Source organism: Lacihabitans lacunae (genome assembly GCF_042649125.1).
Classification (GTDB): Bacteria; Bacteroidota; Bacteroidia; order Cytophagales; family Spirosomataceae; genus Leadbetterella; species Leadbetterella lacunae.
The window spans coordinates 3,075,531-3,100,457 of sequence record NZ_JBHRYQ010000001.1 but is presented as its reverse complement, the minus strand read 5'-3'; the positions used below and the strand labels follow the sequence as shown (position 1 = coordinate 3,100,457).

General features: G+C 37.9%; 18 protein-coding genes. 12 read left to right on the top strand and 6 right to left on the bottom strand.

The window, feature by feature from the left end; genetic code table 11:
* Positions 1–53: 53 nt before the first annotated feature.
* Positions 54–2,621 (bottom strand): tetratricopeptide repeat protein, encoded by a 2,568-nt coding sequence (locus ACFOOI_RS13530; protein ID WP_379838516.1) that lies wholly within the window; start codon positions 2,619–2,621, stop codon positions 54–56.
* Between the two features lie 118 nt (positions 2,622–2,739).
* Between ACFOOI_RS13530 and ACFOOI_RS13525 the strand changes: the two genes are divergently transcribed.
* Entirely contained in the window at positions 2,740–3,399 is a 660-nt protein-coding gene (locus ACFOOI_RS13525; protein ID WP_379838515.1) for a phosphatidylserine decarboxylase family protein, read from the top strand.
* A gap of 64 nt (positions 3,400–3,463) precedes the next feature.
* Here ACFOOI_RS13525 and ACFOOI_RS13520 read toward each other — a convergent pair whose 3' ends face one another.
* Positions 3,464–4,645 carry an MFS transporter gene (locus ACFOOI_RS13520; RefSeq protein ID WP_379838514.1) on the bottom strand — a complete coding sequence of 394 codons (1,182 nt, stop codon included), beginning with the start codon at positions 4,643–4,645 and terminating at the stop codon, positions 3,464–3,466.
* 232 nt (positions 4,646–4,877) lie between these two features.
* Here ACFOOI_RS13520 and ACFOOI_RS13515 point away from each other — a divergent pair, with 232 nt between their 5' ends.
* The 6 genes from ACFOOI_RS13515 to ACFOOI_RS13490 all read left to right on the top strand — a co-directional run bounded on the left by ACFOOI_RS13515 (position 4,878) and on the right by ACFOOI_RS13490 (position 14,263).
* The gene (locus ACFOOI_RS13515; RefSeq protein WP_379838513.1) at positions 4,878–6,224 is read left to right on the top strand and encodes a sigma-54-dependent transcriptional regulator; all 1,347 of its coding nucleotides are present in this window, start codon (positions 4,878–4,880) and stop codon (positions 6,222–6,224) included.
* Positions 6,225–6,344: 120 nt separating this feature from the next.
* A complete protein-coding gene (locus tag ACFOOI_RS13510; RefSeq protein ID WP_379838512.1) occupies positions 6,345–6,929 on the top strand; it encodes a ribonuclease HII in 585 nt (194 codons plus the stop codon).
* Positions 6,930–7,072: 143 nt separating this feature from the next.
* Positions 7,073–10,138 (top strand): hypothetical protein, encoded by a 3,066-nt coding sequence (locus ACFOOI_RS13505; RefSeq protein WP_379838511.1) that lies wholly within the window; start codon positions 7,073–7,075, stop codon positions 10,136–10,138.
* Entirely contained in the window at positions 10,139–11,350 is a 1,212-nt protein-coding gene (locus ACFOOI_RS13500) for a hypothetical protein (protein WP_379838510.1), read from the top strand.
* Entirely contained in the window at positions 11,351–13,063 is a 1,713-nt protein-coding gene (locus tag ACFOOI_RS13495; protein WP_379838509.1) for a cellulase family glycosylhydrolase, read from the top strand. It abuts the gene before it with no gap.
* 12 nt (positions 13,064–13,075) lie between these two features.
* Positions 13,076–14,263: a glycosyltransferase gene (locus ACFOOI_RS13490; RefSeq protein WP_379838508.1), complete on the top strand. Its 1,188-nt coding sequence runs from the start codon at positions 13,076–13,078 to the stop codon at positions 14,261–14,263.
* Between the two features lie 369 nt (positions 14,264–14,632).
* Here the strand turns inward: ACFOOI_RS13490 and ACFOOI_RS13485 are convergent, their stop codons facing one another.
* The 4 genes from ACFOOI_RS13485 to ACFOOI_RS13470 all read right to left on the bottom strand — a co-directional run bounded on the left by ACFOOI_RS13485 (position 14,633) and on the right by ACFOOI_RS13470 (position 17,910).
* Positions 14,633–15,013 carry a response regulator gene (locus ACFOOI_RS13485; protein ID WP_379838507.1) on the bottom strand — a complete coding sequence of 127 codons (381 nt, stop codon included), beginning with the start codon at positions 15,011–15,013 and terminating at the stop codon, positions 14,633–14,635.
* A 225-nt stretch (positions 15,014–15,238) separates the two neighbouring features.
* Positions 15,239–16,471 carry an oligosaccharide flippase family protein gene (locus tag ACFOOI_RS13480; RefSeq protein ID WP_379838505.1) on the bottom strand — a complete coding sequence of 411 codons (1,233 nt, stop codon included), beginning with the start codon at positions 16,469–16,471 and terminating at the stop codon, positions 15,239–15,241.
* Positions 16,472–16,478: 7 nt separating this feature from the next.
* On the bottom strand, positions 16,479–16,763 hold the full coding sequence (locus tag ACFOOI_RS13475) for a hypothetical protein (RefSeq protein ID WP_379838504.1): 285 nt from the start codon (positions 16,761–16,763) through the stop codon (positions 16,479–16,481).
* 4 nt (positions 16,764–16,767) lie between these two features.
* Complete coding sequence (locus tag ACFOOI_RS13470; protein ID WP_379838503.1) at positions 16,768–17,910, bottom strand: response regulator; 1,143 nt, start codon at positions 17,908–17,910, stop codon at positions 16,768–16,770.
* A gap of 46 nt (positions 17,911–17,956) precedes the next feature.
* Here ACFOOI_RS13470 and ACFOOI_RS13465 point away from each other — a divergent pair, with 46 nt between their 5' ends.
* The 5 genes from ACFOOI_RS13465 to ACFOOI_RS13445 are packed head-to-tail and all read left to right on the top strand — an operon-like array spanning position 17,957 to position 24,921.
* Positions 17,957–18,709: a DUF4184 family protein gene (locus ACFOOI_RS13465; RefSeq protein WP_379838502.1), complete on the top strand. Its 753-nt coding sequence runs from the start codon at positions 17,957–17,959 to the stop codon at positions 18,707–18,709.
* Positions 18,693–20,732 (top strand): tetratricopeptide repeat protein, encoded by a 2,040-nt coding sequence (locus tag ACFOOI_RS13460; protein ID WP_379838501.1) that lies wholly within the window; start codon positions 18,693–18,695, stop codon positions 20,730–20,732. Before ACFOOI_RS13465 ends, ACFOOI_RS13460 begins: the two co-directional genes overlap by 17 nt.
* Before the next feature lie 12 nt (positions 20,733–20,744).
* The gene (locus tag ACFOOI_RS13455) at positions 20,745–21,284 is read left to right on the top strand and encodes a heme NO-binding domain-containing protein (RefSeq protein ID WP_379838500.1); all 540 of its coding nucleotides are present in this window, start codon (positions 20,745–20,747) and stop codon (positions 21,282–21,284) included.
* Positions 21,284–23,788 (top strand): PAS domain S-box protein, encoded by a 2,505-nt coding sequence (locus tag ACFOOI_RS13450; RefSeq protein ID WP_379838499.1) that lies wholly within the window; start codon positions 21,284–21,286, stop codon positions 23,786–23,788. The genes ACFOOI_RS13455 and ACFOOI_RS13450 overlap by 1 nt, the downstream gene beginning before the upstream one ends.
* Positions 23,785–24,921 (top strand): FIST signal transduction protein, encoded by a 1,137-nt coding sequence (locus ACFOOI_RS13445; protein ID WP_379838498.1) that lies wholly within the window; start codon positions 23,785–23,787, stop codon positions 24,919–24,921. Before ACFOOI_RS13450 ends, ACFOOI_RS13445 begins: the two co-directional genes overlap by 4 nt.
* The last annotated feature ends 6 nt before the right edge of the window (positions 24,922–24,927 follow it).

Sequence of the window (24,927 nt, the reverse complement as noted above, 5' to 3'; positions counted from 1 at the left end):
AAATATTCATTTATTTCAGAATTATTTTTAAATCTATTTTGTCAAAATTAACCTTACTGAAAACCGTCAGAACTTTGTGAATCTTTACTTTTTGCTATCAATTCTGCAAATTCTTGGTATTCACTTGGCCCTACTAATTTTTTGAGTTTTTCTAAGCCATTGCTTGCATAGTCAAACTGTGCCAATTTGATGGCTTTTTTGATATAGGTTTTCCAAAGCAACGCTGCATCAGGGTTTAACTCGGCTACATAAAAAGGAAGGTTGTAGGCCTCTACGTCATTGCCCGTGCTACTCAAATAATCAGACAGTGTCGCTATTACTATTGGGTTGAGCGGAGCCTTGTTTTTTATGGCTTCAAAGTTTTCTTTTGTTATTTTTTCTTTTAAAATACTCTTTGCTTGATCGGCAACTTTTGCTTCTAATTCTGCCTTAAAACTAGGTTTGCTTAAAATCGTAGCCGAAGCACTGTCGCCGGCCAGGTTAAGTCTTTCTATAGCTTGGGTATAAACACCTTCGTTAAGCAGCCATAGCCCTAGGTTTTGGTTATATAGCGGTTTGTTTTTAGAAAGGCTATTGTTTCCTAAAAGTGTCAATTGTTTTAAGCCTTCTATTTTGTTGCCTCTGTAATATTGGTTTTGGGCATAGGTCAAACTCAGTTCCTCAAAATACGGTTCGTTACCTTCTTTTTGCTGGAGCTTTCTGAATAGTAACGGGTCAATGTTTACCACGCTTTCGGGTTGCGTACTGGCTACGGAGTTAAATAAGTTGGCGGCTCGGCTTACATCCAAAACCGAATCTTTGCTTATCTCAAAAACTTCTAACGTAATAGGTTTATTTAGCAATCGAGCCACTGCTTTTTTGTTTGCTTCTGATGACTGACTTTTTGATTTAACGCTTACTAACTCCGCTGTCATTTCTTCAAGGCGTTCTGGTTTTGAGTTTTCTATCCAAAAAGCTAAAAAATTAGTGTTTTCAACTTCACAATCTGTACATGTTTTTTTTGCCAAATCTAAATAATAAAGTACGCTGTCTGTCAAATTAGATTTTTGTTGTAAAAAAGCCAAGTCGGTCAGTAGCCTATGTTCATTGGGGAAGGTTTTAAGGCCTTCTTGAAGCGAAAACAAGGCGTCAAAATACATGTCTTCGGTTTCGAGGCTGGCACTTAGGCCTGCATAAGCGTATGCACTTGGGTTTTTAAAAATGGCTTGTTTAAAGAAAAACGCGGCGTTAATTCGGTCTTTTTGACTTAGAGCAAGCGAAGCCAAGGTGACATTTGCCTTGTGGTTATACAGGTCATAATGGGTAGAAGACTTATAAAATGTTTCAGCGGCTTTGAGGTCGCCCTCTTCTAAATAAAAATCAGCGATGGCGTTGTCATAGCCTGCGTTTACTTGATAATAGGAGTAGTAGTTTTTTGAAGCAAAAAGCAATATTATAAGAAAAATCGAAGCTACTCGGGTAAGTATTAACCTGCTGTAGGGCGATTTATACATTACTTTTTGGACATCTAAGCCTTGTTTAAATAACTGGAAGTAGTTTATAAGAATGTATATAAAAAACGTAAACCCAACCGCAAGCTGCGTGATGGCGATATAGTCTTCAATAAACTCCTGAAGCGGGTCGTTTGCTGTGGCATAAATAAACGCAATGCATGAAGAGGAGACAATGGCCAAGCCGATATAAATCCAAACTCCAGAGCGGTTAAAGCTAAAAAGCTGCTGCTGATCAAGCAATTTTCTGAAACCCCAAAGACCTAAAATTGCACTTGTAAAATAGAGCAATAAAGGCGGAACCACATAGGTGCTATTTTCTATGATTCGGGTGTTTTCTAAATAAATTAAAATAACGTTTGCCAGATATACCGCTGAAATAATGAAAAGCTGGGAAAGTGAACTTTGGCCTTTTCTGGCGTTTTTAGAAACCAACCAAACTAAACCGGCGAATATTTCGTGAGAAATTAAGAAAATGAAAACTAATGTAATAGCTAGAAAAGCGATTAAGCTATAGGCAGAAATGGATATAAATGGGGTGTTTATCTGAGAAACAGCTTGAATTACAAAAAGAAAAAGTGCTACGATTATTAACCATATGCTCAAAGTTTGATACAACTTTAGTTTTTGGTTAAATAGATTTGATACGTAGTAAAAACCTCCAAATACTATGAAGGAGACCAAAAAGCCATAAGAATTATTGGCATCTAGTACGTTTTCTAGTCGCATTGAGACCAAAACTCCCGCTAAAAATATGGCGGCAACCAAAAACCAAAGTCCTTTAAGACGGGCGGTTCCACTTAATGTTGTAACTAAGCCGAGCAAGCCACCTATAAGTAGCAGGTAATATGCGTTGCGATTTACTTCTACTAAAGAGGGCAAATAATGCTCTTTTATGTACCAAAGTGGGGTAGATGCTGAAAATGAAAGCTTGTGGTCGCCAAAAATGGTTTCGTTGATTACCTTCTGATGCATTTCGCTCACCGTGTTCCATTCCAGAATATTTTCTAAGCCATTAAACCACGCAAAACCTGCATAAGCGGCTAGTAGTAAGGCTATAAAAGCTGTGGCGAAAAGTGGTGCTTTGTCTTTGAGATCCCAGGCTCTCCAAAATTTTATATATTCGTTCATCAATTCTTAAACTCGGTTTTTATACATTTATTTAATAGACATCAAAAATTATTCGGATAATACAAATTCTCTAAAAAATGGATTTACTATCTTTGACAAAATTTAACAACGCCCTAATATGACAATACACAAAGAAGGTACAGGTACTTTGATAGTAACAACACTTACTTTGGCTATAATTTATAGCATCATCAGATATTTTACTCCCGAACAACCTACCATTCACATTGCGGTATTTGTAGTTTGCTTCATTCTTTTTTTAGTGGTTTTGCAATTCTTTCGCAAACCTACAAGAAAAACCCCAATTAATCCAAAACATATCATCGCTCCTGCAGACGGAAGGGTGGTTGTTATTGAAGAAGTAATCGAAACGGAATACTTTAAAGGTCCTCGTAAGCAGATTTCAATTTTTATGTCACCACTTAACGTGCACATAAACTTTAATCCATTGTCAGGAATAATCTCGTATTTCAAATATCACCCAGGCAAATATTTGGTAGCATGGCATCCAAAAAGTAGCACTGAAAATGAGCGTACAACTGTGGTGACTAAACACGCAAATGGTACGGAGGTTTTGTTTAGACAAATAGCCGGTGCTATGGCCAGAAGAATCTGTTGGTATGTAAAAGAAGGTCAAGAAGTAACCCAAGGCGAAGAGTTCGGCTTTATAAAATTCGGTTCGCGTATAGATATTTATTTGCCTTTAGATGCCAAAGTATTGGTAAACTTAGAAGACAAGCCAGTAGGCGGCGAGACAGTAATAGCTGAGTTGGCTTAAAAAAAACTATAAAAATATAGCTGGCCGTAATCTGATTTTAAAAATCGAATTACGGCTTTTTTATTTATTTTTTTGCCATCAAATAAAACCCAACAGTAGCCATAAAGGCTAGTCCGCCTAAAGAGACTATAAGTGCATCGTATCCCAAAAGTGCAATAACTTGTGTACCCAGCAAAGGGGAGATGATCTGAGCAATGGGCCACGACATCGAGTAGGCAGCCGAATATTGGCCAAGATTATGGCCTTTTGCCCTTTCAATCGAAAAGGTATTCATAAACGGTAATGCGAATATCTCCGAAAATGTGCCGAAAGTTATGCCTACAATCAGCCAAGCGAAGCTTCTCAGGTAATAATACATAAGGTAGTTTATGACCAACAAAACACAGCCAAAAAATATGAATTGCATTTTAGAGTATCTGTGCTCTAGTTTGTATATTAAAATCATTTCTACGGATGCTACCAAAAGGCCATTTAGGCCCATCAATAAGCCAATCTGTTGCTCATCTATGCCGCAAGCCTCTTTATAAAAAACAGGTAAAACCGTAAAGAGTGGAGAAAATGACATTACATAAAGCGTAGCCAGGCCCACAAATATCATGAAGTAGCCGTCTCTCCAAGGCGAATCTTTTTTGTTTAGGGCTTTTTGTTCTTTGCTGACTTTGGCCGTACGTACCACTTTTGTTCTTAAAAACCGCCAGACTAGGGCCGCGGCCAAAATATTAGTTACGCCGTCTGCCCAAAACAGGTAGTCGTAGTTGCGAGAGGCGAAATATCCTCCTAAAACTGGTCCTATGGCCCAGCCCAAGTTAATAGCCAAACGTACCAAAGAAACAGACCGAGTAAAATTTTCGGGTTTGCAAAAGTGGGAAATACTCACTGTGTTTGCAGGTCTATAGGCTTCGCCAAATACAGCTAAAATAAACACGCCAGCACACAAGTACTCAAAGGTTTCTATTTTTACAACCACAAAAAACAAGAGCCCGCCGATGCTCAAACTCAATAGCTGAACCAAGTAGTGCCCCAATATATCGGTGAGTTTTCCGCCCAGCCATGAACCCACCACGGCTCCGGCACCAAACATCATCATTACATAGCCAGCTTCTTCTATGCTATAGTTTAGTTTTTGCGTGGTATATACAGACATAAACGCCACCACCATGGTACCTGCCCGGTTTATGAGCATAACCAAAGCCAACAGCCAGATTTTGGGCGATAAGCCTCCGTAAGCGTTTTTGAATAGTGTCAATCGTGTTTTTTTGGTGGCTCAAAATTAGTGATAAAATGGTATTTGAGTTTAAATATAAAGATTTATGATTTTTTTTCTCCTTGTTTTTTAAGCTATTGAGGGCGGATAGTTTAAATATAAATTATTGAGAGGTAGCATTTCGTTTTTTGTTTTTGGAATGCCCAATTCTTATTTAAGAAAAGGCACGATTTTTGGAAAAATTCTTATTTTTGGAAACATATTATAATTAGACATGGAAAATCAGTTCTCGATTTTTATAGTAGAAGACGACCTTTTGTATAGTTCTGTCTTACAATATCACCTCAATCTTAATCCAGATTATGAGGTGCATGTCTTCGATACTGGCAAGGGTTTACTTGATAATCTCAATAAAAAACCTTCGGCTATTACCTTGGATTATTCACTTCCGGATTTTGACGGTGAAACCATCCTGAAAATTATTAAAAGAGACTATCCCGAAATTCCCGTGATAATAATTTCAGGTCAAGAAGATATAGCTACTGCCGTTAAGCTGCTAAAACTTGGTGCGTATGATTATATAGTAAAAGACGAAAATGTAAAAGATCGCCTTTGGAGTACGCTTCTAAAAGTTCGTGAGACCAAAAACCTCAAAGATGAAATTACGTTATTGCGAAAAGAAGTTGGCGAAAAATATGAATTTGACAACAGCATAAAAGGAAATAGCGATGCACTTAAGCGAGTATTTGCTCTGATGGAAAAAGCCGCTCAAAGTCAAATAAACGTGTCGGTATATGGAGAAACGGGTACAGGTAAAGAACTCGTGGCGAAGTCTATTCATTATAATTCTGCCAGGAGCAAAAAGCCATTTGTGGCTGTAAATATGTCTGCAATACCCAAAGAATTGGTTGAAAGTGAACTTTTTGGTCACGAAAAAGGGGCGTTTACGGGTGCCATGATCAGGCGAATCGGCAAATTTGAAGAGGCAAATGGCGGCACTTTGTTTTTGGATGAAATAGGGGAAATGGATATAAACATTCAAGCCAAAATATTGCGAGCTCTTCAAGAGCAAGAGATAGTCCGTGTTGGAGGAAATGCTACAGTAAAGTTTGATGCCAGAATAATAGTAGCTACGCACCGGAACCTGACAGAGGAGGTAAAAAATGGTAATTTCAGAGAAGATTTGTACTACCGAATTTTAGGGTTGAATATAAAGTTACCGCCACTTCGGGAGCGAGGAAACGACATTTTGATTTTGGCCAAGTATTTTGTAGAAGATTATTGCAAAAAAAACAAGCTCCCGTTGCTTTCTATCCATAGCGAAGCTTCACAAAAGTTACTTCAATATGGGTTTCCAGGGAATATTAGGGAGTTAAAAGCTGTGATTGAGCTTTCGTGTGTAATGGCTACGGGCAATGAAATAATGAGCGAAGATATTAGCTTCAATTCTATAAGGCCAGAAGGTTCGTTTTTGCTAGATGAGCTAACACTTAAAGAATATAACAGAAGGATTTTAAAGCACTTTTTAGATAAATATGATAACGATGTTTTACTTGTGGCAAGTAAACTCGATATCGGTAAATCTACTATTTATAATATGATAAAAAATGGTGAGCTGTAAAAACCAGTGTGTCTTTTAGCTCAAATAGTTAATTTAGCCTAGAAATATGAAGAATTTTTCTTAAAAATGATTTTTAATACATGCTCATAACGCTGTATTTTTCGGATATTTACACCTATTATGTTATTACCCTATTTTAACCAAAACTATGTAGAAGCTGGCCTCGATGAGGCAGGAAGAGGTTGTTTGGCTGGACCAGTTGTAGCTGCTGCGGTGATATTGCCCAAAGACTATCAAAACGAACTTTTGAATGACTCTAAGCAGCTAACCAAAGAACAGCGGGTAGCACTGAGAATAGAAATAGAAAGGGATGCATTGGTGTGGGCAGTGGCAGAAGCCAGTAATCATGAAATAGATGAGATAAATATCTTAAAGGCGAGTTTTTTGGCTATGCATAGGGCAGTAGATAAAATCTCAGAAAAGTTAAAGCCGGAGCACCTTTTAGTAGACGGAAACAGGTTTACGCCGTATCCGATGTTGCCTCATACGTGCATAGTAAAAGGCGATGGAAAGTATTTGTCTATTGCGGCGGCATCTATTTTGGCTAAAACCTATCGAGACGATATCATGGAAAACTTAGCCTTAGAATATCCACAGTACAAGTGGCAACAAAACGCTGGGTATCCGACTAATTTTCACAGAAAAGCTATTTTGAAATTTGGCTTTACGCCTCACCATCGAATGACCTTTAAAGTGAGAGTTTAAGTGTTTTAATTAAATTGTTTTTCGTTTTTCTAATAAATATATAGTCTTGAATATTAATTGATTAAGTTCGTTTCTGAAGCCTGTTTTTTTAGCAGGCACAGTTTTTGGATACTTTTAATATAAAAGCAAATTTTTCTTAAATTATGACGCCCAAAAAACCATTTAACTTATTGTTTGTAGCAATGGTTATAGCCTTGGTTTTTCATGGAACACTCTTCTTTTTTACGGTAGACTCCACCTACGACGCCTTCGTGCACATGTTTTTTGGAGACCACTACGCAAGAGATTGGTTTGATACATGGGATAACCGCTGGTACACGGGTTTCAACGTTACCAGTTATCCGCCTTTGGTGCATCAGCTGACTGGTTTTTTGTCTAAATTTCTTGGCCTTCGAAATGCCTTTTTGCTTTTAGCAGCCATAGTTATGCAGCTGCTTATGGTGGGTATGTATCGGTTTGCTTTGCTTTGGACGAGTCGTAGGGCAGCAGGATATGCGGCTTTGCTAACGTGTTTTGGGGCATCTATCAACGAGGCCTTTCACCTTTTTGGGCAGATTCCTACTTTGATGGGAATTTCATGTTTGCTAAACTCTCTACCTGAAATTTACCGTTGGATTAGGTACGGGAAAATATATAGACTGGCCACTGCCGTTACTATTATGGGTGTTGGGGTTACCTCGCATCACGTAACCACTATTTTTGGAATGGTGTTTTTTGTGGCTCCTGTTATGGGACTCGCCGTTATGGATACCCTCATTAGTGATAATAAGGAAGGCCAAAAGATTACGGTGATGCAGTTTTTGTGGAAGGTTTGGGACAAAAAACGAGAGTTAATTCTGTTTGGGTCATTTGTGCCCGTGGTTATGGCCTACATTTTTCCTTATTTCTACTGGTCAGCCACCGATCCCATTACCCAGGTTTCTATTCCGCATGGCTCTCGCGACTCCTTTATAGAGGTTCCTTCTTCGGGACTTATGTTTTTTCTTATCCCTTTAGGGGTTCAGTTGCTTTTACTTCCTTATATTTTCTCTAGAGTTTGGACCAAAAGAAACATGTTTATTGGCCTTTCTTTTACTTTACTTTTTATATTAGGTACTGGTGGCACTACGCCAATCCCGATTTTGATGTTGGGCGAAAACGCTTTTAATATTCTCACCCTCGATAGGTTTACGTTTTGGGCTTCTATGATTGGAACTCCTTTTTTAGGAGAGTTTTTTTATAGAGTAGTAGAAGGCGACTATCGGGTTATCTTAAGAAGAAAATATGGCACCATGGTTTATCGACTTTTTGCTGGATTTTTAGGCGGGTCGGTTGCTGTTTTGACCATATTTATTGTGAGTTTAGGAAATTTCAGGCCACTTCAACCTCCAAAAATTGACACCAAGCCAATCGTTCAATTTTTAGAAAGAGATAATCACGACCATTGGCGGTATATGACCCTTGGGTTTGGAGATCAAATGGCCTGGCTTTCGGCCCAAACTAAAGCTCAGTCTGTAGATGGCAACTATCACTCTGCCAGGCGATTACCTGAAATGACCACCCGGCCACTCGAGCGGCTCGAAAACTCTAAGTTTAAAGGTATAGAAGGGATTGGTTCCTTGCAGCAGTTTTTGACTGTTCCAGAAAAATACTACCTCAAGTTTATATTTTCCAACGATAAGTTTTACGACCCCATACTTTATTTTGCAGGGTGGGAGAGGGTCCAAAGACTTGAAAACGGAATTATGGTTTGGCAGAAACAGGATATTCCGCCACTGCCAACGGTTTTGCCCCGTAAAGATTTGCCGAAGGTTATTAAACTTTGGTGGGGTATTATGCCTTTCTTCTCGCTTACTTTGGCTTTTACCGTAAATTTTGTTTTGCTGTGGTTTAGTAAAGTCAAAAATATTTCAAAATACGACGACACCTACAATGACTCAGACGATATCATAGTGCCGCCTTTACGAAAACTAACTTTGTATTTTTTGGGAGGATGGATTTTAACAGTAGTCACTATTGTAGTATATGTGTCTTACCAACTTTCAACTTTCAGCCCTTATCAAAGTCCCAAAGATGTCGTGGTTGCGTATTACGATGCTGTGGATTTTAAGTATTTCGAGGCTGCTCATGGGTTCTTTGATCCTGCAGACAGGCCAGACTTTGACGATTATTTCGTAAAACTTTCGGTAGAAGATGGAATTTTGGCTTCTTATGCCAAGCTTAATAACTTAAAAATAGACCTTAAAAAAATCACCAAAGACAAGTACGAAGCCCACATTGTGGCAGAGTGGATTACGCCAGTAGAAGAATATTATACAAGGGCTACACATATAGTAGTGAGAAACAAAGGCAAGTGGTACCTCAAAGCCCCCAAGTTTGACCTGAGCATACCTGCAGACCAGTTTATGGTAGAGAAAGTTCAGGGAATTCATGGACATGGAAAACGCCAAGCGGGTACTTCTGCTACCCAGCACGACGACGTTTTGGATAGACCCGATTTGCAAATTCTAGATGCTCGTTTGGTGAAAATGGACAGCAGTTATTTTGTAGTGGGGGAGCTGCAAAACGTTGATTCCTATCCGGCTCATATCACCATAAGTGCTCAGCTATATGATAAAAACAACCGTAAACTGGTTAGCTATAATGCCAAGTTTGCCACCATTCATAGGATTTTGCCTTTAGAAAAAATTCCTTTTAAAATTGAGTTTGAGTCTACCGCATGGAATTATAAAAACGAGGCAAAGTCTACTAAGTTTAATCCAAACGAATTTAGTCCGTTTAAATACAGTGCTCCACCGAGTCAGTTTAAGTTATTGGCCAGAGCGGTGGTAGACAAAAACGATTTGTATAGGTCTTATGATATTCAAAATTTGCGTTTTAAAGAAAATTTCTTTGTGGGCACATTGCTTAACTATGGCACCGAAGAAATCAGTGTTCCTAAACTCCTGATTTCATATACAGACAAAAACGGAGACTTGGCATGGTTAGACACCTACTTTATGCGTGAAGGAGTGCGGCCTCAAAGAAAAAGGCAGTTTGAGGTTCCGCTGCTTAAGTTTAAGGAATTTTCGATTATTAAAATAGGTGAAAATAAAGACTTTTATGTCAATGGACTCCCAAACGTGGAGGTTTTAGGAAGAAAGCTTTTAAAAGAAGATGGAATCCAATATAAAGATTGGTGGATTAAGGTTTTGCCGGACGGCTATATTGCCAACCCAACGTTATATTAAATGTTAAAAAACAAATACATATTAGGTGGAGGAATAGCAGGCGTTTTACTTATGCTGTTGCTTCTGTATGTAATGGTTTTTAGAAAAAAAGAATTACCAGCAGGGCCTCACAAGTTTGAACAAAGACTAGCACATATTCCGGAGCGATTCAAAGCTGACGATAAGCTTTCGCTAAAAATTAAACCATTAAAGGGCTGTTTGCTCAAGGCCAATGTGGTCTGGGGTACACTGGCTTTTAGTTTAGACTCTTCTTTGGTTTTGCCTAGAAGCATAGTTGCCGAGGCGGGTATTCATAAACTTTCTGTATGGTGCAACGGCACTAAAATGGAAGAGAAAAAAATGGAGGTTTTGCCGCTAGAAAGCTACGGTATATTGGCATCGTATATTGGCTCCAAGTCTATCACCGCCGATCAGGGCATCCATTGGTCTATGCTGTCGGTTTTGCCAGTTGATACATACAAAAACATGGTAGATGATGGCACTCCGATAGACATACAGGCCACTCGTCCAAATGGCTCTTATCAAGAAGTAAAGCCATTGACTAAAAATGGAATTGCTTATTTAAGAATAAATAGCCAGAGCACTACAGGTAAAACCTTTTTGGCTTCTAGTACTACGCATTCTGATAGTAAAGAAAAGGAGCTTTTGGAGCTGCCAAATATTCCCAATTCATTTAGCTTATCTACTTCTACCAAACTGATAGTGGCAGATGGCCGTCAATATTTTAAAGTCACAACTTCGAATGTGTTAGACCGCTACGGAAACCGCGTGTCTGACGGTGTTCTTTTGCGATTTATTGTGGTGGACCAAGACGGGCTTCAGAGTATTTATAGGGCTTTTGTGTTGGATGGAATAGCCTCTGCCAATATTAAGTATCCTTCTCGAAAAGGCTCTTTAACTGTTTATGCTACGGTAGACAACGTTTTGAAAAGTAGTAGTATTTCGCTCAAAGTTTTGCCTTACGTAGCTGATTTTGATTTAAAATTTAATGTTAAAAATTCTAAACTATTTGTAGGGCCAGTATTGGCAAAAATGGGGCAATATGTAACAGACGGTACCGAGGTTCGGATATTTAGAAATCAATCACCTCATGAGTTTTTGACTTTTCTGAAAGACGGTGTTGCGAGTTATGATTTATTTAGAAAAGTAAAACTAGGAGATACACTCTCCGTAGAAATTGGGGGAGTTTCAAAAGTAATAATTGCTAGATAAATGATAAAAAACGAAAAAAATACCTTTAAATTGTTTCTGATGGCTGGAGTAGTAATACTAATAAGTATACTGGTCTATGGCATGGCTCAGGTATGGGTGTTTTTGAGTGTAAGCCGGGCAAATGCGGCTGTGTTTTTGGAGGTAAAAGACACGCCAGACATTTATACCCCTAAGTTAGTTTGGCTGCCTGATGAGCCCGTAGAGCGGCCCATGGAAGATTTTACGCGAGATATTCTAAAACGAGACTATATCCGGGCTTTGTATCAAAGAAACTTGGCGATGCTAAATGGCGATACGCTTCTCATTCAAGACTATTATACAGCCTTGGGTCGAGAAAAGTTAAAGAGGTCTATTAGTAAAGAAAAGGCCATAATCAAAGAGCATATTGAGCTGGAGCATCATTTACAATTAAATTATTATTCGGCAGATGGGCAGATAATTGGTTTTTTAGACAAAGCCACCACAGAGGCAGAGCGTGTTTGGAACAAAGAAAAACAAATGCTGGCCTATGATACCGATACGCTTAACTACCAAGTTATCATGATTTTAGAAGACGGGTATTGGCGAATTCACAATATGAAACGCGTGGAGGTAGCTCCAGACTTACCCAAAGTAGATTCCGTAGTGGTAGATTTTACAAAAGCGGAGTTACTATCTAAAATATTGAACGCCAAAGGCATAAACTATTATCCACAAGAAGCCCCTTTTAAAGACTTTTGGATAAATTATGACTCGGCACAAGTTGAAAAAGACTTTGCACTTATAAAGAAACTGAAGTTTAATTCAGTAAGGATTTTTATTAATTACGAGCAGTTTGGTAAAGGAATGGTGATTCCCGAAATGATGGAAAGGCTTCATCATTTGCTTGACGTAGCAGAGCTCAATCAGGTCACTGTGATTCTGACTTTGTTTGACTTTAACTCTGACTTTAACCTTTTTAATTTTCCGGCTACTGACAGGCATCTCGAAACCATACTTACCGCCTTTAGGCACCACCCGGCATTAATCGGGTATGACCTCAAGAACGAACCGGATATTGACTATAACTATCAAGACTCAACTTTAGTAAACCAATGGCTAGAGTTTGTCATTGCAAAGGCTCGGAGCTATGACCCTGTAAGGCCCATGACCATCGGTTGGTCAAATGCCGATAAGGCCTTGAATTTTAAAGACAAATTAGACTTTCTTTCTTTTCACTTTTATAAAAGTCCGAAGCTTTTAAAAGAAGATTTATTGTTTTTGAAAAAAAATGCACCTGAAAAAAAAGTGGTGGTTAGTGAGTACGGCAAGTCTACATATTTGAGTAAAATATTTCCCTTCGGAAACTCAAAAAATAGTTTGTTTAAAGCACTGCTAAGTGTGCATACGGTTTTAGAAGATAACCACATACCCGCTTATTTTTGGACCCTCTATGATTTCAAAGAAGTGGCCAGCGATGTGGCCGGCAAGATGCCGTGGCAAAAGAATCCGCAAAAGTTTTTTGGTATAATTGATGTTGATGGAAAGCCAAAAGATGCAATGAAAATATTTGAGCACAAGGCGGCAACTTTTAAGCCTAGCCTAATAGATCGGATTCCTCCTTTTGTATTGACATATTTGTTCCTTGGTGCGGTTTTTGTATTAATAATTATATACTTTAAAAAACTTAAACAATTCTTTATCTACCTGATAAACACAAGGTTTAAGGGCTTAAAAGATTTTTCAAAAAAGTAAATGTTTCCTAATATGCAAAAGAAATTGAAATTGGCTATTGTAACTAGCTATCCACCGAGTAAGAGGACTTTAAATGAATATGGTTTTTATTTGACCAACCATTTTAAGCAAAAAACTGACGACTATTCCGAGATTTTACTCTTGACAGACAAACTCCCAGAGGGTCAAAAATTTGACTTCCCTGCAGAAGGCGTCAAAATTTCGGCCCAAGAGGTTTGGGACTTCAACAAAATCACTAACCCACTTAGTATTTTAAGTGCCATCAGAAAATTTAAACCTGATGTGGTTTTGTTTAATATTCAATTTCTTTCTTTCGGAGACAAAAAAATAGCAGCAGCTCTAGGATTATTTACCCCCTATCTTTCACGTATTTCGGGATATCCTTCTGTGGTGCTTTTGCATAATATTTTGGAGCAAGTAGACCTAAATGCAGCCGGAATCACTGAAAATAAACTTTTGGCATCTATTTATAATTTCATTGGCGGAGTTTTGACTCGTATTATATTAAAAGCCAACGTGTTAGGTGTAACTATTCCGAAGTATGTTAGTATTTTGGAATCAAAATATAAAGCCAAAAATGTGGCTCTTTTGCCGCACGGTAGTTTTGAATTGCCGCCATTGCCTAGTTTTGACTTAGTGGCAGGGCCTATGCAAGTAATGGCTTTTGGAAAGTTTGGAACATATAAAAAAGTGGAGATGATGATAGAAGCCGTAGAGCTAATCAGGTCTCGCACTACACTCGATATGGAAATAGTAGTGGCAGGTACAGACAGTCCAAATACTCCTGGGTATTTAGAGGGCGTGCAGGCTCAGTATAGTTGGGTTAAAAACCTACGTTTTACGGGATATGTGGCCGAAGAAGACGTACCTACTATTTTTGGTGAAAGTGCTGTGGTTGTGTTTCCTTACACGTCTACTACGGGTAGTTCGGGCGTACTTCACCAAGCGGGTAGCTATGGCAAGCCAGCCATTATGCCTAACCTGGGCGACTTGGCCATGTTAGTAGAAGACGAAGGATACGCCGGGGAGTTTTTTGAGCCCGATTCAAAAGAAAGCTTGGCGGATGCTATTCAAAAAGTATTAGAAGACGAAGAATATAGAATTAAACTTGCTAAACAAAATTACTTTGCGGCGGCATCATTACCAATGTCTGATTTGGTAGATTGGTATAACCTTCATTTTCAGAAACTTGTAAAGTAAATTCTAAGTAAAAAAATATTAGGAATACTAACGTAGCCGGATTTCATCTTCAAAAATGAGATCCGGCTTTTTTTGAACAAAAACTTAAGGTTACAATGGATTTTCTAATGCATATATAGGGTTTAGGTAGTTAGGTTAAATTAACTGGTTATGTGTCGAGTTTTTTGGTTTAATTTTTTAAAAGAAAAGTAAACTTTTTTTCATTTTTTCCACTCAATAAAAAAATAAATTAAGCCAGATTTTTGGCACAAAAAAACCGACGCAGATAAATGGATATTTGCATCGGTTCTTACTATTTTTAATACTTTATGAGAGCCTTATTTTAGCAAGTATAGGTTTTTTTGGTTAAAATTGCTCTAAAATTTAGCCTCATGCTTTGCCAAAGTCCGCCGGAAGTTTAAGTAGTTTTTTGACCCTAATTACCACTTGGTTTAGTCCTACTGGCTTTTCTATGAAGTCATCAGCACCTAGACTAAATGCCTTTAAAAGGGTGGCATCGTCATTTATACCTGACATAATGATAATCGGAATATTAGATTTTTTTTCATTTCTAATATATTCAATCACCTCAAAACCAGACTTTACAGGCATGTGAATGTCAATTATTACCAAATCTGGGTTTAGAGTATCAAAATCATCGATGGCACTTTGGCCATTATTTGCTCCATGTACATCAAAACCGCTCTCTTTTAGTATATGTGTCAAAGATTTAAGTACAATTGGTTGATCGTCAGCCGCTAAAATTACCATATATATTAGTGTTTTTTATTAATTTATACCAATAACTATACCACTATTCTAGTCAAAAATGGACGTTTAAATAAAAGATTTAATTAGAATGAGTTAGTTGTTTTATTAAAAATCGATAGTAAATCTACGTTATTTTAACTGCTATTGAAATCAGAATATATAAAAAAACCGAAGCTGTTTATTTTAAAAAAGCTTCGGTTAGGTATGTTTTTTTAATGATTTGCTTTAGATTTTTAACCTTTTATAAAAGAGCTGATATAACACCATTAAGGTCATTAAGGCAGCCATTAGGGCTATTTGAACCATGATAACTTGCTCAAAACTAGCGTGGTAAATGTACAAAAATATGATTTGCAAAATACCGAAACCAATAGACAGATAAATAGGCAAGTGCCTATCTAACGACATGTGGTAATACACGAACACATTAGAACCCGCAAAAAGCGAAGTAGCTACAGCGTATTTCCATAAGAGCGGAGCCACCGAGAGATATTGGGCACCAAAGAGGGTGTTCATAACCAAGTCTGGGAAAAAGTAACAGACTGCGGTAATAATTGCGGCAATGGCCATTACAATACCAAGCCCACCAAAAAACAATGGAAGCGTATTTTTGCCTTCTTTCTCTAGTTTAATAACCATCGGAAAAAGCAAGGTTACGATTGTCCAGGTGCCAAAATACACGATTCTACCCACCAAGGCTAAGGCAGCATAAAGACCCGCGTCTGTAGGCTCAAAAAAGTGCTTTACAAGTACGATGTCACTGTTGTTGATTAATATTTGGCTACACTCATATACCAGCACTACCTTAAAGAAAGCCATGACGGTTTTCTCGTCTATGGTTTCAGTGTCTGGGGTCATTTTGGTAAAGTGCTTTGACACATACCAAGTAGCTATCAGCGACAATAACAAGGCCACAGCCACGCCATTTACCCGTAAGCCTAAATATACCAAAAGCAAGGTAAACGCCAACCTTACCCACATTTCAGACTGGTAGGTAAGTGCAAGGCTTTTATATGAAAGTTTGCCTTGAAGCACACCGCGGTTTACGCTCATCAGCAAATAAAAAGGCATTGAGACACCAAAAATTATATATGGCACTATAGATGCCAGATGAAAATAATTTTGTGATAAACTAAGTACCGCTATAAATCCAATAGCTAGCCCCAAGCCGCCTCTGACAGCCTTTTGGTTTAGAAAACTAAGTAAAGGATAAGAGGATTTTGCTGGCGTAAGAGATTCATACGTAGCCGTAAACTTGGCAGCGGTAAGCTGAAACGCTAAAGCAAAAAATGAGATTATAAGAAGCAACGTAACGATAAGACTGACCTCTGAAAAGTCAGCTGGCCCTAGCCATCTACCCAAAAGCAAGTTTATAGCGTAGTTTCCTGCGTTTACTATCAAAGTGCTCGCAAAAAGAAACCCTGCATCTGTTGCTAGAGATTTTGAATTTAATGCCATAGGAAGTTTAATTTACGAATTGTACTTCCATGTAGGCTCCTAGTTTTGTGTAGCCTAAAAGCTTCGCTAGTTCACTGTTATTTTTGACTTTTATTTTAAGTTTTTGTTCGTTTTTGCTCAACAACTTTTGTGTTGTTGCCAAGGCGTTTATGCCTGTAATGTCGGCATCTGTTACCGCTGTCATGTCTATTTCTAGACCCGAACTGGCGGTAGCCATATCTTTTAATTTTTGTTTCCAGCTTAGTGCAGCTTCTCTCGAAAACTGACCTGCAATTGTGATTTGATTTTTCATGTAATTAGTAATTTCTTACGATTTTTATAAGTTGACTAAATATTTTTATTGAGTCTTTAAAGGAAAGCTTTGATCCATCTTCGTGTACCCATCTTTTGAGCGGCTGCTCACATATTAAAAGCGGGGCTTTGTCTTTGCCATAGAACTGTTTCATTCTTAGGAATATCTCCACATCGAATATCCAACGAGTTAAAAATGGCGTATTAAACAGGTTTTCAGCTACTTCGCGGGTCATTACTTTAGCACCACACTGTGTATCCTGAAACTCCATTCCTAGTATTTTTCTTATCAAAAAGTTTATGCCCTTACTGATTATCCCTCTCGACGACTGCTTAATAATCTGAGCTCCCATCCGGTTAATTCTAGAACCTGCCACCAACTTAAAGTCGGAGTGAGAAATGGTTTCGGTAAGGTCTTCAAAATCATCAAAATTAGTAGAAAGGTCTGCATCTAAGAATCCGATATAGTCTAAAGAGGGGTCTTTGATTAAGTGCAAAATACCTTGTCTTACGGCTTCGGCCTTACCTCCGTTTTGAGCACAGTCGTAAACCTCAATGGTGTCTGGGTGAGCAAGTTTAAATTTGTTTAGTACTTCCAAGGTACCGTCAGTACTACCGTCGTTTACAAAACACAATAAATACCCGTGGTTATTATTTACAAAATTTGCAAACTCAGCTTCTTTCAGTCGTGACTCTTCGTTGTAACATGGTATTACTACGCCTACGCCGTTTTTCTTTAACACGCCTGAGTTTAGTCCTGAATCACTTGCAGATTTACCAAAGTCCATCGGAAGTTTTAAAAGTCTTTTGACCCTAACCGCCACCTCATTTAGTCCCACAGGTTTTTCTATATAGTCGTCAGCACCTAGGTTAAATGCCTCCAGAATTACAGTTTCTTCGTCATTTCCCGACATTATAATTATCGGAATGTCTGATTTTCTTACATCTCTGATATGTCTAATTACATCAAAACCCGTTTTAATGGGCATATTGATATCTAAAATAGCCAATACGGGACTTTGTGCATCAAAAATGTCGATGGCAGATTGTCCGTCACTAGCTCCTTGAACCTCAAAGCCAACTTCTTCAAGTTTATGAATCAAAGATTTTAATATGATAGGTTGATCGTCAGCGGCTAATATTTTCATATATTTAAATCAGTTTGTGTTAATTTGTACAAAAATTATACCATCAATGCCATTTACGCTTTCTCATGTAGTTGCAGTACTTCCTTTCTATAGAAAATTTAAAAACCACCTTTCTATATCGGGGTTAATGATGGGCAGCATGGCACCAGATTTTGAGTTTTTTATTAGAAATACACTTTATGGTATTTGGGGGCACACACTCTTGGGCATGTTTTGGTTTGATATCCCCATATCCATTTTGTTATGTTACGTTTTTCATAGGTGGGTCAGAAACACCCTCATTACTTATGGTCCAAAATTCATATGGAATAAATTTAATAATCTAATATACTTTGATTGGACGAATTATCTAAAGAAAAACTTTCTAAAAGTAATTATTTCTATCTTTTTTGGAATTTTAACTCACTTTGTATGGGACAACCTCACCCATGAGCCCAATTATGTGTTTCCGTTTCATTTTTCTATACTCTCTACGCCACTTATTATCTTTGGAATTAAGCTTCCCATATACTTTTTATTGCAAATATTAAGTTCTATTTTCGGATTGGTAGGATTTTTGTTAATCATCTATTACAAAAGTAATTTAATTACTATTCCTAATAATCCTGTTACCGATAAAGCGAAGTTTTGGTACACCTTTGTGGCCGTCTCTGCTTTGATTTTTTGCTTTCGATATGCGATCGGAATTCCCGACGAAAAGCCCTTTGGGCAGTTTGTGGTTATTTCTATCGGTTCGAGTTTATATGGACTGGTGTTTACATCCATGTTTTTTAAAAAATATTATGTCAATAAGAACTAGTGCTTTACTATTTTTTCTTTTCACGTCCTTTTTGCTTAAGGCTCAAAGTCCATTGACTCCTGGTTTCACAATGTTAGAAACTGGAAAGTTTAATGACGCCAAAGCTTTTTTTGAGCATTACCTAGAGTCTGATGGGCAAAACCCCACTGCACTGCTATGCTACGGAAGAGCATTGGGGCTGTCGGGTAATCCTACTAAAGCACTGGAGGTTTTTGGCGACTTAAAGAAAAAAAGCCCAGATAGTTATGAAGTAGCTCTGAATATAGCAGAGGCATATATGTGGAGCAAAGACTACAGCATTGCCAAAAGCCATTATGAAGAACTCGTAAAAAGAGATTCCACCAGTTTTTCGGCTAATCTAGGACTTGCAAACGCCAATTCGGAACTAAAAGATTACGACTCTGCTCTAAAATACATAGGAAAAGCACTCGAAATTCAACCTACAAATGGCAACGCCCTTACCAGTCAAAAATTCATGTTTTTGGGTAAATCGGCGGTTATGATGGGTATTGGACGAAGAGACCAGTCGGAGATTTTATTGAAAAAAATTCTAGAAAACAATCCCGAAGATGAAGACGGCATGATAAACCTTGCCACGCTTTATTCTATCATGGGCAAATACAAAGAGGCACTTGGTTTTTATGAAAGACTGCTAAAGTCTGAATCTAAAAAAGTGGACGCTGCAATAGGAACGGCACAGGTAAAAAACAAACAAAAAAAGAACAAAGAGGCTCTCGAATGGATGCAAAAAGCCATAGATATGTCAGATTCTACTTCGGCATTTAAAGCTCAAATGGGATATGTAGATGCACTTGGGTGGAACAAAAGATTCAAAGAAGCTTTTCAGAAAATATCGGAATTGGAGCAAACTTTTCCAAAAGAAAAAGAAGGAACATTAGCCGCAAGAGGTAGGCTCGGCATTTGGAGCAAAGGCTTTAAAGTAGGAGCAGGTTATTATCTTAAGTTATTGGAAATCAGTCCTAAGTCTTTTGAAGGAAATCTTGGCTACGCTGACGCAAATCATGCTATGGGTATGGACAATAAGTCTTTTGAATACGTAAGGAAAACACTCGGTTATTATCCAGGACAAATAGATGCTTCGCAGTTTTTGGATAGGCTATACATGGGGCACGACCCAAATTTTACACCCAAAGTATATTTTAGTAGAGATAATGGTGGCAATGCCTCTCAAAATATTTCGCTAAAAGGCTCTTTGGACCCTTCGCCTTTGATAAACACGTTTGTGCAGTATTACCAAAGAGAGGTATACAATATCAATCAAGAAAGAAATGATCAAAACTCTTTGGTGGTTAAGCAAATAACAGTAGGTGCCTCAAAAAGACAAAATGGTATTTTAAAATATGGAGGGGCTTTGTCGCTTATACAGGCACCTCAAGGGAGCTCCTTGGTGACCGACGTTAACACCGAATGGAAAGCGGGCAAGTACCAAATTATTGAGTTGAATTACAGAGGCGAACTCCAAACCTTTAACGCCGACCTTATCAATCAAAACTTAAAGCAGAAAAACTTTAATTTAAATTACAATTTGTTTTTACCAAGCAAAATTGGACTTTATAGTCAAATTATTCGAACTCAAATTTCAGATGGTAACAACAGAAACCTAATTTTTGCATCGCTATATTATTTGGCTTTTGAGGCTCCTGTGTTTAAATTAGGTGTTAACTACGGCGGTTTTGGGTTTAAAAATCAAGTTCCCCAATTATATTTCAGCCCTGACAAGTTTCGTAACTATGAGCTTTTCGTGGCGGCAGAAAATTTGGGTAAGCCCAAAACGAAGTTTATTTATCAAGCAACCTTTGCAAAAGGCCTTCAAAAAATTTCTTCGGAAAAGTACCAAGGAATTTATAGATTTGATATAAAATGCGGACTCAAGTTTACTCCAAGGCTTCATGCTTTGGCATACTTTTTAAAGTCAAACTCTGCCGCATCAAGTGTGCAAGGTTTTACTTACAACGAGTGGGGCATAAACGCAGGATGGATTATTAACAAACATACTTTTTAAAATAAAATTACCATGAAAGGGATAGTATTTACAGAGTTTTTAGAGATGGTGGAGGAAGGCTTCGGTTACGAAATGGTAGACAAAATATTATTGGAGTCTGATTTGCCCTCAAAGGGGATATACTCGGCTGTAGGCACCTATTCGCACCACGAAATGGTAACGTTGGTGGTCAGTTTACATAAAAACACAGAAGTGCCTATTTCAGAGCTATTAGAAGCTTTTGGTGAATACCTATTTAACTCTCTAATAAAAGCATATGGACATATTTTTCACGATGTCAATGATGCCTTTGGCATGTTGTCAACTATAGAATCTTATATACATGTTCAGGTGAGAAAGCTTTATCCAGATGCCGAATTACCTACTTTTTCAATCGAAAAACCGAATGACAAGCAATTGATCATGTACTATACCTCCGAAAGAAGTATGGGCGACCTTGCAGTGGGTTTAATCAATGGTTGCTTAAAGCATTTCAATGAAGAAGCGGACCTTATCAAAGAAAACCTGAATGAATCAGGTAGTGAAGTGAAATTTGTGATTACAAAAAAATAATGGAAGGGAATCAGAAAATAGAAATGTTAGAGCGTCGCTTTGAGCGAGAAAAGCTAGCTAGAAAAGAAGCAGAGCGTATTCTCGAAGAAAAAGCACTGGAGCTCTATCAGGCTAATTCAAACCTTCAAAAGCTAAACGAAAACTTAGAGGTTCAAATCAAAAAAAGAACCGCTGACCTCAATTCGAGTAGGGTCCGATATAAAAAACTTGTAGAGTCTGCAAACGAAATCGTATTTGAAGTAGATAGAAATTTCCAGCTTATTTACGTCAATCCTGCGGCCTACCACCTTTTGTTATTTAGCGAAGAAGAGTTATCTAAAATTACATTTTTAGAATTAGTGGCTCCTTCTCACAAGGAGCAAGTAAGAAACTATATTATCGACTGCCTCAAACAGAAAATAACGCAAGGCTACTTGGAATTTCCTGTTCAGAAAAAAAATGGAGAGATTATTTGGCTAGGGCAGAATTTCCAACTCGATTTTATTGAAAAAGAGGGTGAGCTGCTATTTAATGGCATCAAAGCCATGGCACGTAATATCACGGATATATACTATGCCCAACTAAAACTCAGGCTAAGCGAAGAAAAGTATCGCCTCATCATGGAAAACATGGAGTTGGGCTTTATGGAGGTTGACCTAAATGGTGTTATTTTAAGAGTTTATGATAGGCTTTTAAAAATGACGGGATACGAAGAACATGAGCTTTTAGGAAAAAAAGCTAACGATGTGTTTTTACCCGAAGAGTATGTTGAACTTATGAACCGTCAAGACTCAAATAGACTAAAAGGTGAAATTGGAAGCTATGAGCTTCAAATGAAAAGAAAAGATGGGTCTTTGTTTTGGGTGTTAATAAGTGGAGGGCCAGTTTTTGACGAAAAAGGAGAAACCATTGGTTCTGTCGGTATTCATTATGACATTTCAAGTCAGAAAAGAGTGCAGTTAGAACTTGCAGAGGCCAAAGAACAAGCTGAAGCATCTCAAAAAGCCGAGCAAGAGTTTTTGGCCAATATGTCACATGAGATTCGTACGCCGCTAAATGCAGTAATTGGTATGTCACATTTACTTTATGATACCAACCCTAACGAGGAGCAAATGGAATATTTGGATATCATTAAAAATTCAGCGAATTTCTTGCATGCTTTGATATCAGATGTGTTAGATATGGCCAAAATAGAGGCCGGTAAAGTAGAGATTAAAAATTCTGAATTTGATATTTTAAGTATCCTACGCACACTACACCGTACCTATGAATTAAAAACCAAAAGTAAAGGTGTAAACGTAATTTTAGATGTGGACCCTAACCTGAGTACTTTTGTTATAGGCGACGAGCTGATTCTTAACCAAGTACTAAATAATTTGCTCAGCAATGCCGAAAAATTCACGGATCATGGAAGTATTGTTCTGTCTGTAAAAATTGGTGAAAAAATAGAGAAAGATAAATACATTCTTAAGTTTGCTGTAAAAGATTCTGGACAAGGAATGGACGACGAAAAAGCCAAACTGGTTTTCCAGAAGTTCAAACAGATCTATGAGAAAAACGCCACCAAAACAAAAGGAACTGGCTTAGGGTTAGCCATTGTAAAAGAGCTAATTGAGCTTCAAGGAGGAAGAATTTATCTGGAAACAGCCATTAACAAAGGCTCTACATTTTTCTTTGATTTGCCTTTCGAAATAACCAATAAAACAGCAGTTATTCAAAACGAAACCGTCTTTAGCGATAATGTTTTGGAGTTTAAAGAGAAAAATATTTTGATAGCCGAGGATAATCCGATGAACTTCAAATATTTGAGTACCCTGCTCAATAAATGGCACATAAATTACAAACACGCCCCTGACGGTAATGAGGCTTTGGAGTTAATTAAGTCGCATACATTTGATCTTGTGTTGATGGATATTCAAATGCCATATTTAGACGGTTATGGTGCCACATTAAGTATAAGGGCAACTCCAGGTCCTAATCAGCATATTCCTATTGTCGCACTTACGGCATCGGCTATGGTGATGGAAAAAGACAAAGCCAGAGAAGCCGGAATGGAAGATATCCTAACCAAGCCATTTACACCCGATCAGCTCAAAAGAGTACTAAATAAATATCTGACCTCCAATCCCATAAATAACATTCAAATAGAAGAAACCCCTATGCAAACAAGTTACATCGACGATAAAATAAATCAGCAAAGTCTTGTGGATTATTTTGGTGACGACAAAGATTTCATGAAAATAGTTTTTGAAACATTTTTAGAAGAAATCACGTCTCAGGTAGAAGAGTTTAAACAGTTTTTTGCTGACGAAAATTGGGAAGAAATAGCCAAGCTAGGTCATAAAATGAAGCCTTCATTTGCAATGGTGGGCTTAGGTAACACCGAAGAGTTACTTAAAAGTATTGAGTCAGAAATAAAAACATCAGGTATCAGCGAAGATATAAAAACAAGAATACAGTTTTTTATAGACACTTTTCCTTCTTTAGTAAGTTTAGTTAAAACCGAAAACGAAAATATCAAATGAAAATACAACAGAAAGTTAAAAACGAAAGTGGTTGGGAGGTGACCAACACGCAAGATGGTTTTGATGCTAAACTTTGCCAATTAGTTTTGGTTTTGGGAGGAAAAGCTAATATAGACGAAAGTGTATTAAAAACACTAAAAAGTGAATATCCGAATGCACTATTGGTTTCTGCCTCAACAGCCGGAGAAATTTCAAACTTTGACTTTTTTGATGAACAACTTTCTACCACAGCTATTCAGTTAGACAAGACTCCTATAGAGAGCAAAGTTGTCAATATTCAAGACTTTGAAAATAGCTATGAATTAGGGTTGAGCCTTTTTGATCAAATACCCAAAAACGACCTAAAATATATTTTAATCCTTTCGGATGGCGGTCTAATAAACGGAACAGAACTTTTAGAAGGAATAAATAAAGAAAACAAAGAAGGAATACTAATAACTGGCGGCTTAGCAGGTGATGGGGCTAGGTTTGAGTCTACACTAGTAGGTTTGGATTTTGATCTCCAGTCTGGAAATGTAGTAGCCATTGGCTTCTATGGCGACAGTATTCAGGTAGGGCATGGCTCACTTGGTGGCTGGGACGAGTTCGGGCCAGAGAGAATCATAACCAAGTCTGAAAAAAATGTCTTATTTGAACTTGACAATAAAAATGCACTGGAGCTTTATAAGCAATATTTGGGAACTTACGCCGACGAACTTCCGGGTTCAGCTTTGCTATTCCCGTTGTCTATTTCTAGTATTGAACATGATTCTAAAAACGTGAGGACTATTTTGTCTATCGACGAAGACGCCCAATCCATGACTTTCGCAGGAAATCTGCCAGTAGGTAGCAAAGTTCGCCTAATGAAAGCTAACTTTGACAAAATTATTAGTGCCTCAGGCACAGCAGCGGAGCAAGCAGTTTCTTTTAACCTGGATAATCCAGACTTGGCCTTACTCATTAGCTGTGTCGGCAGAAAACTTATTTTAAATGAAAGAGTAGAAGAGGAAATAGAGGTTGCCAAAGATATTTTTGGAGAAGGCACCGCAGTGGCAGGGTTTTATTCGTATGGCGAGATTTCGCCTCTTTTAAAATCACAAAAGTGCGAACTTCAGAACCAGACTATGACCATTACTACACTGAAAGAAATATAACTTGAT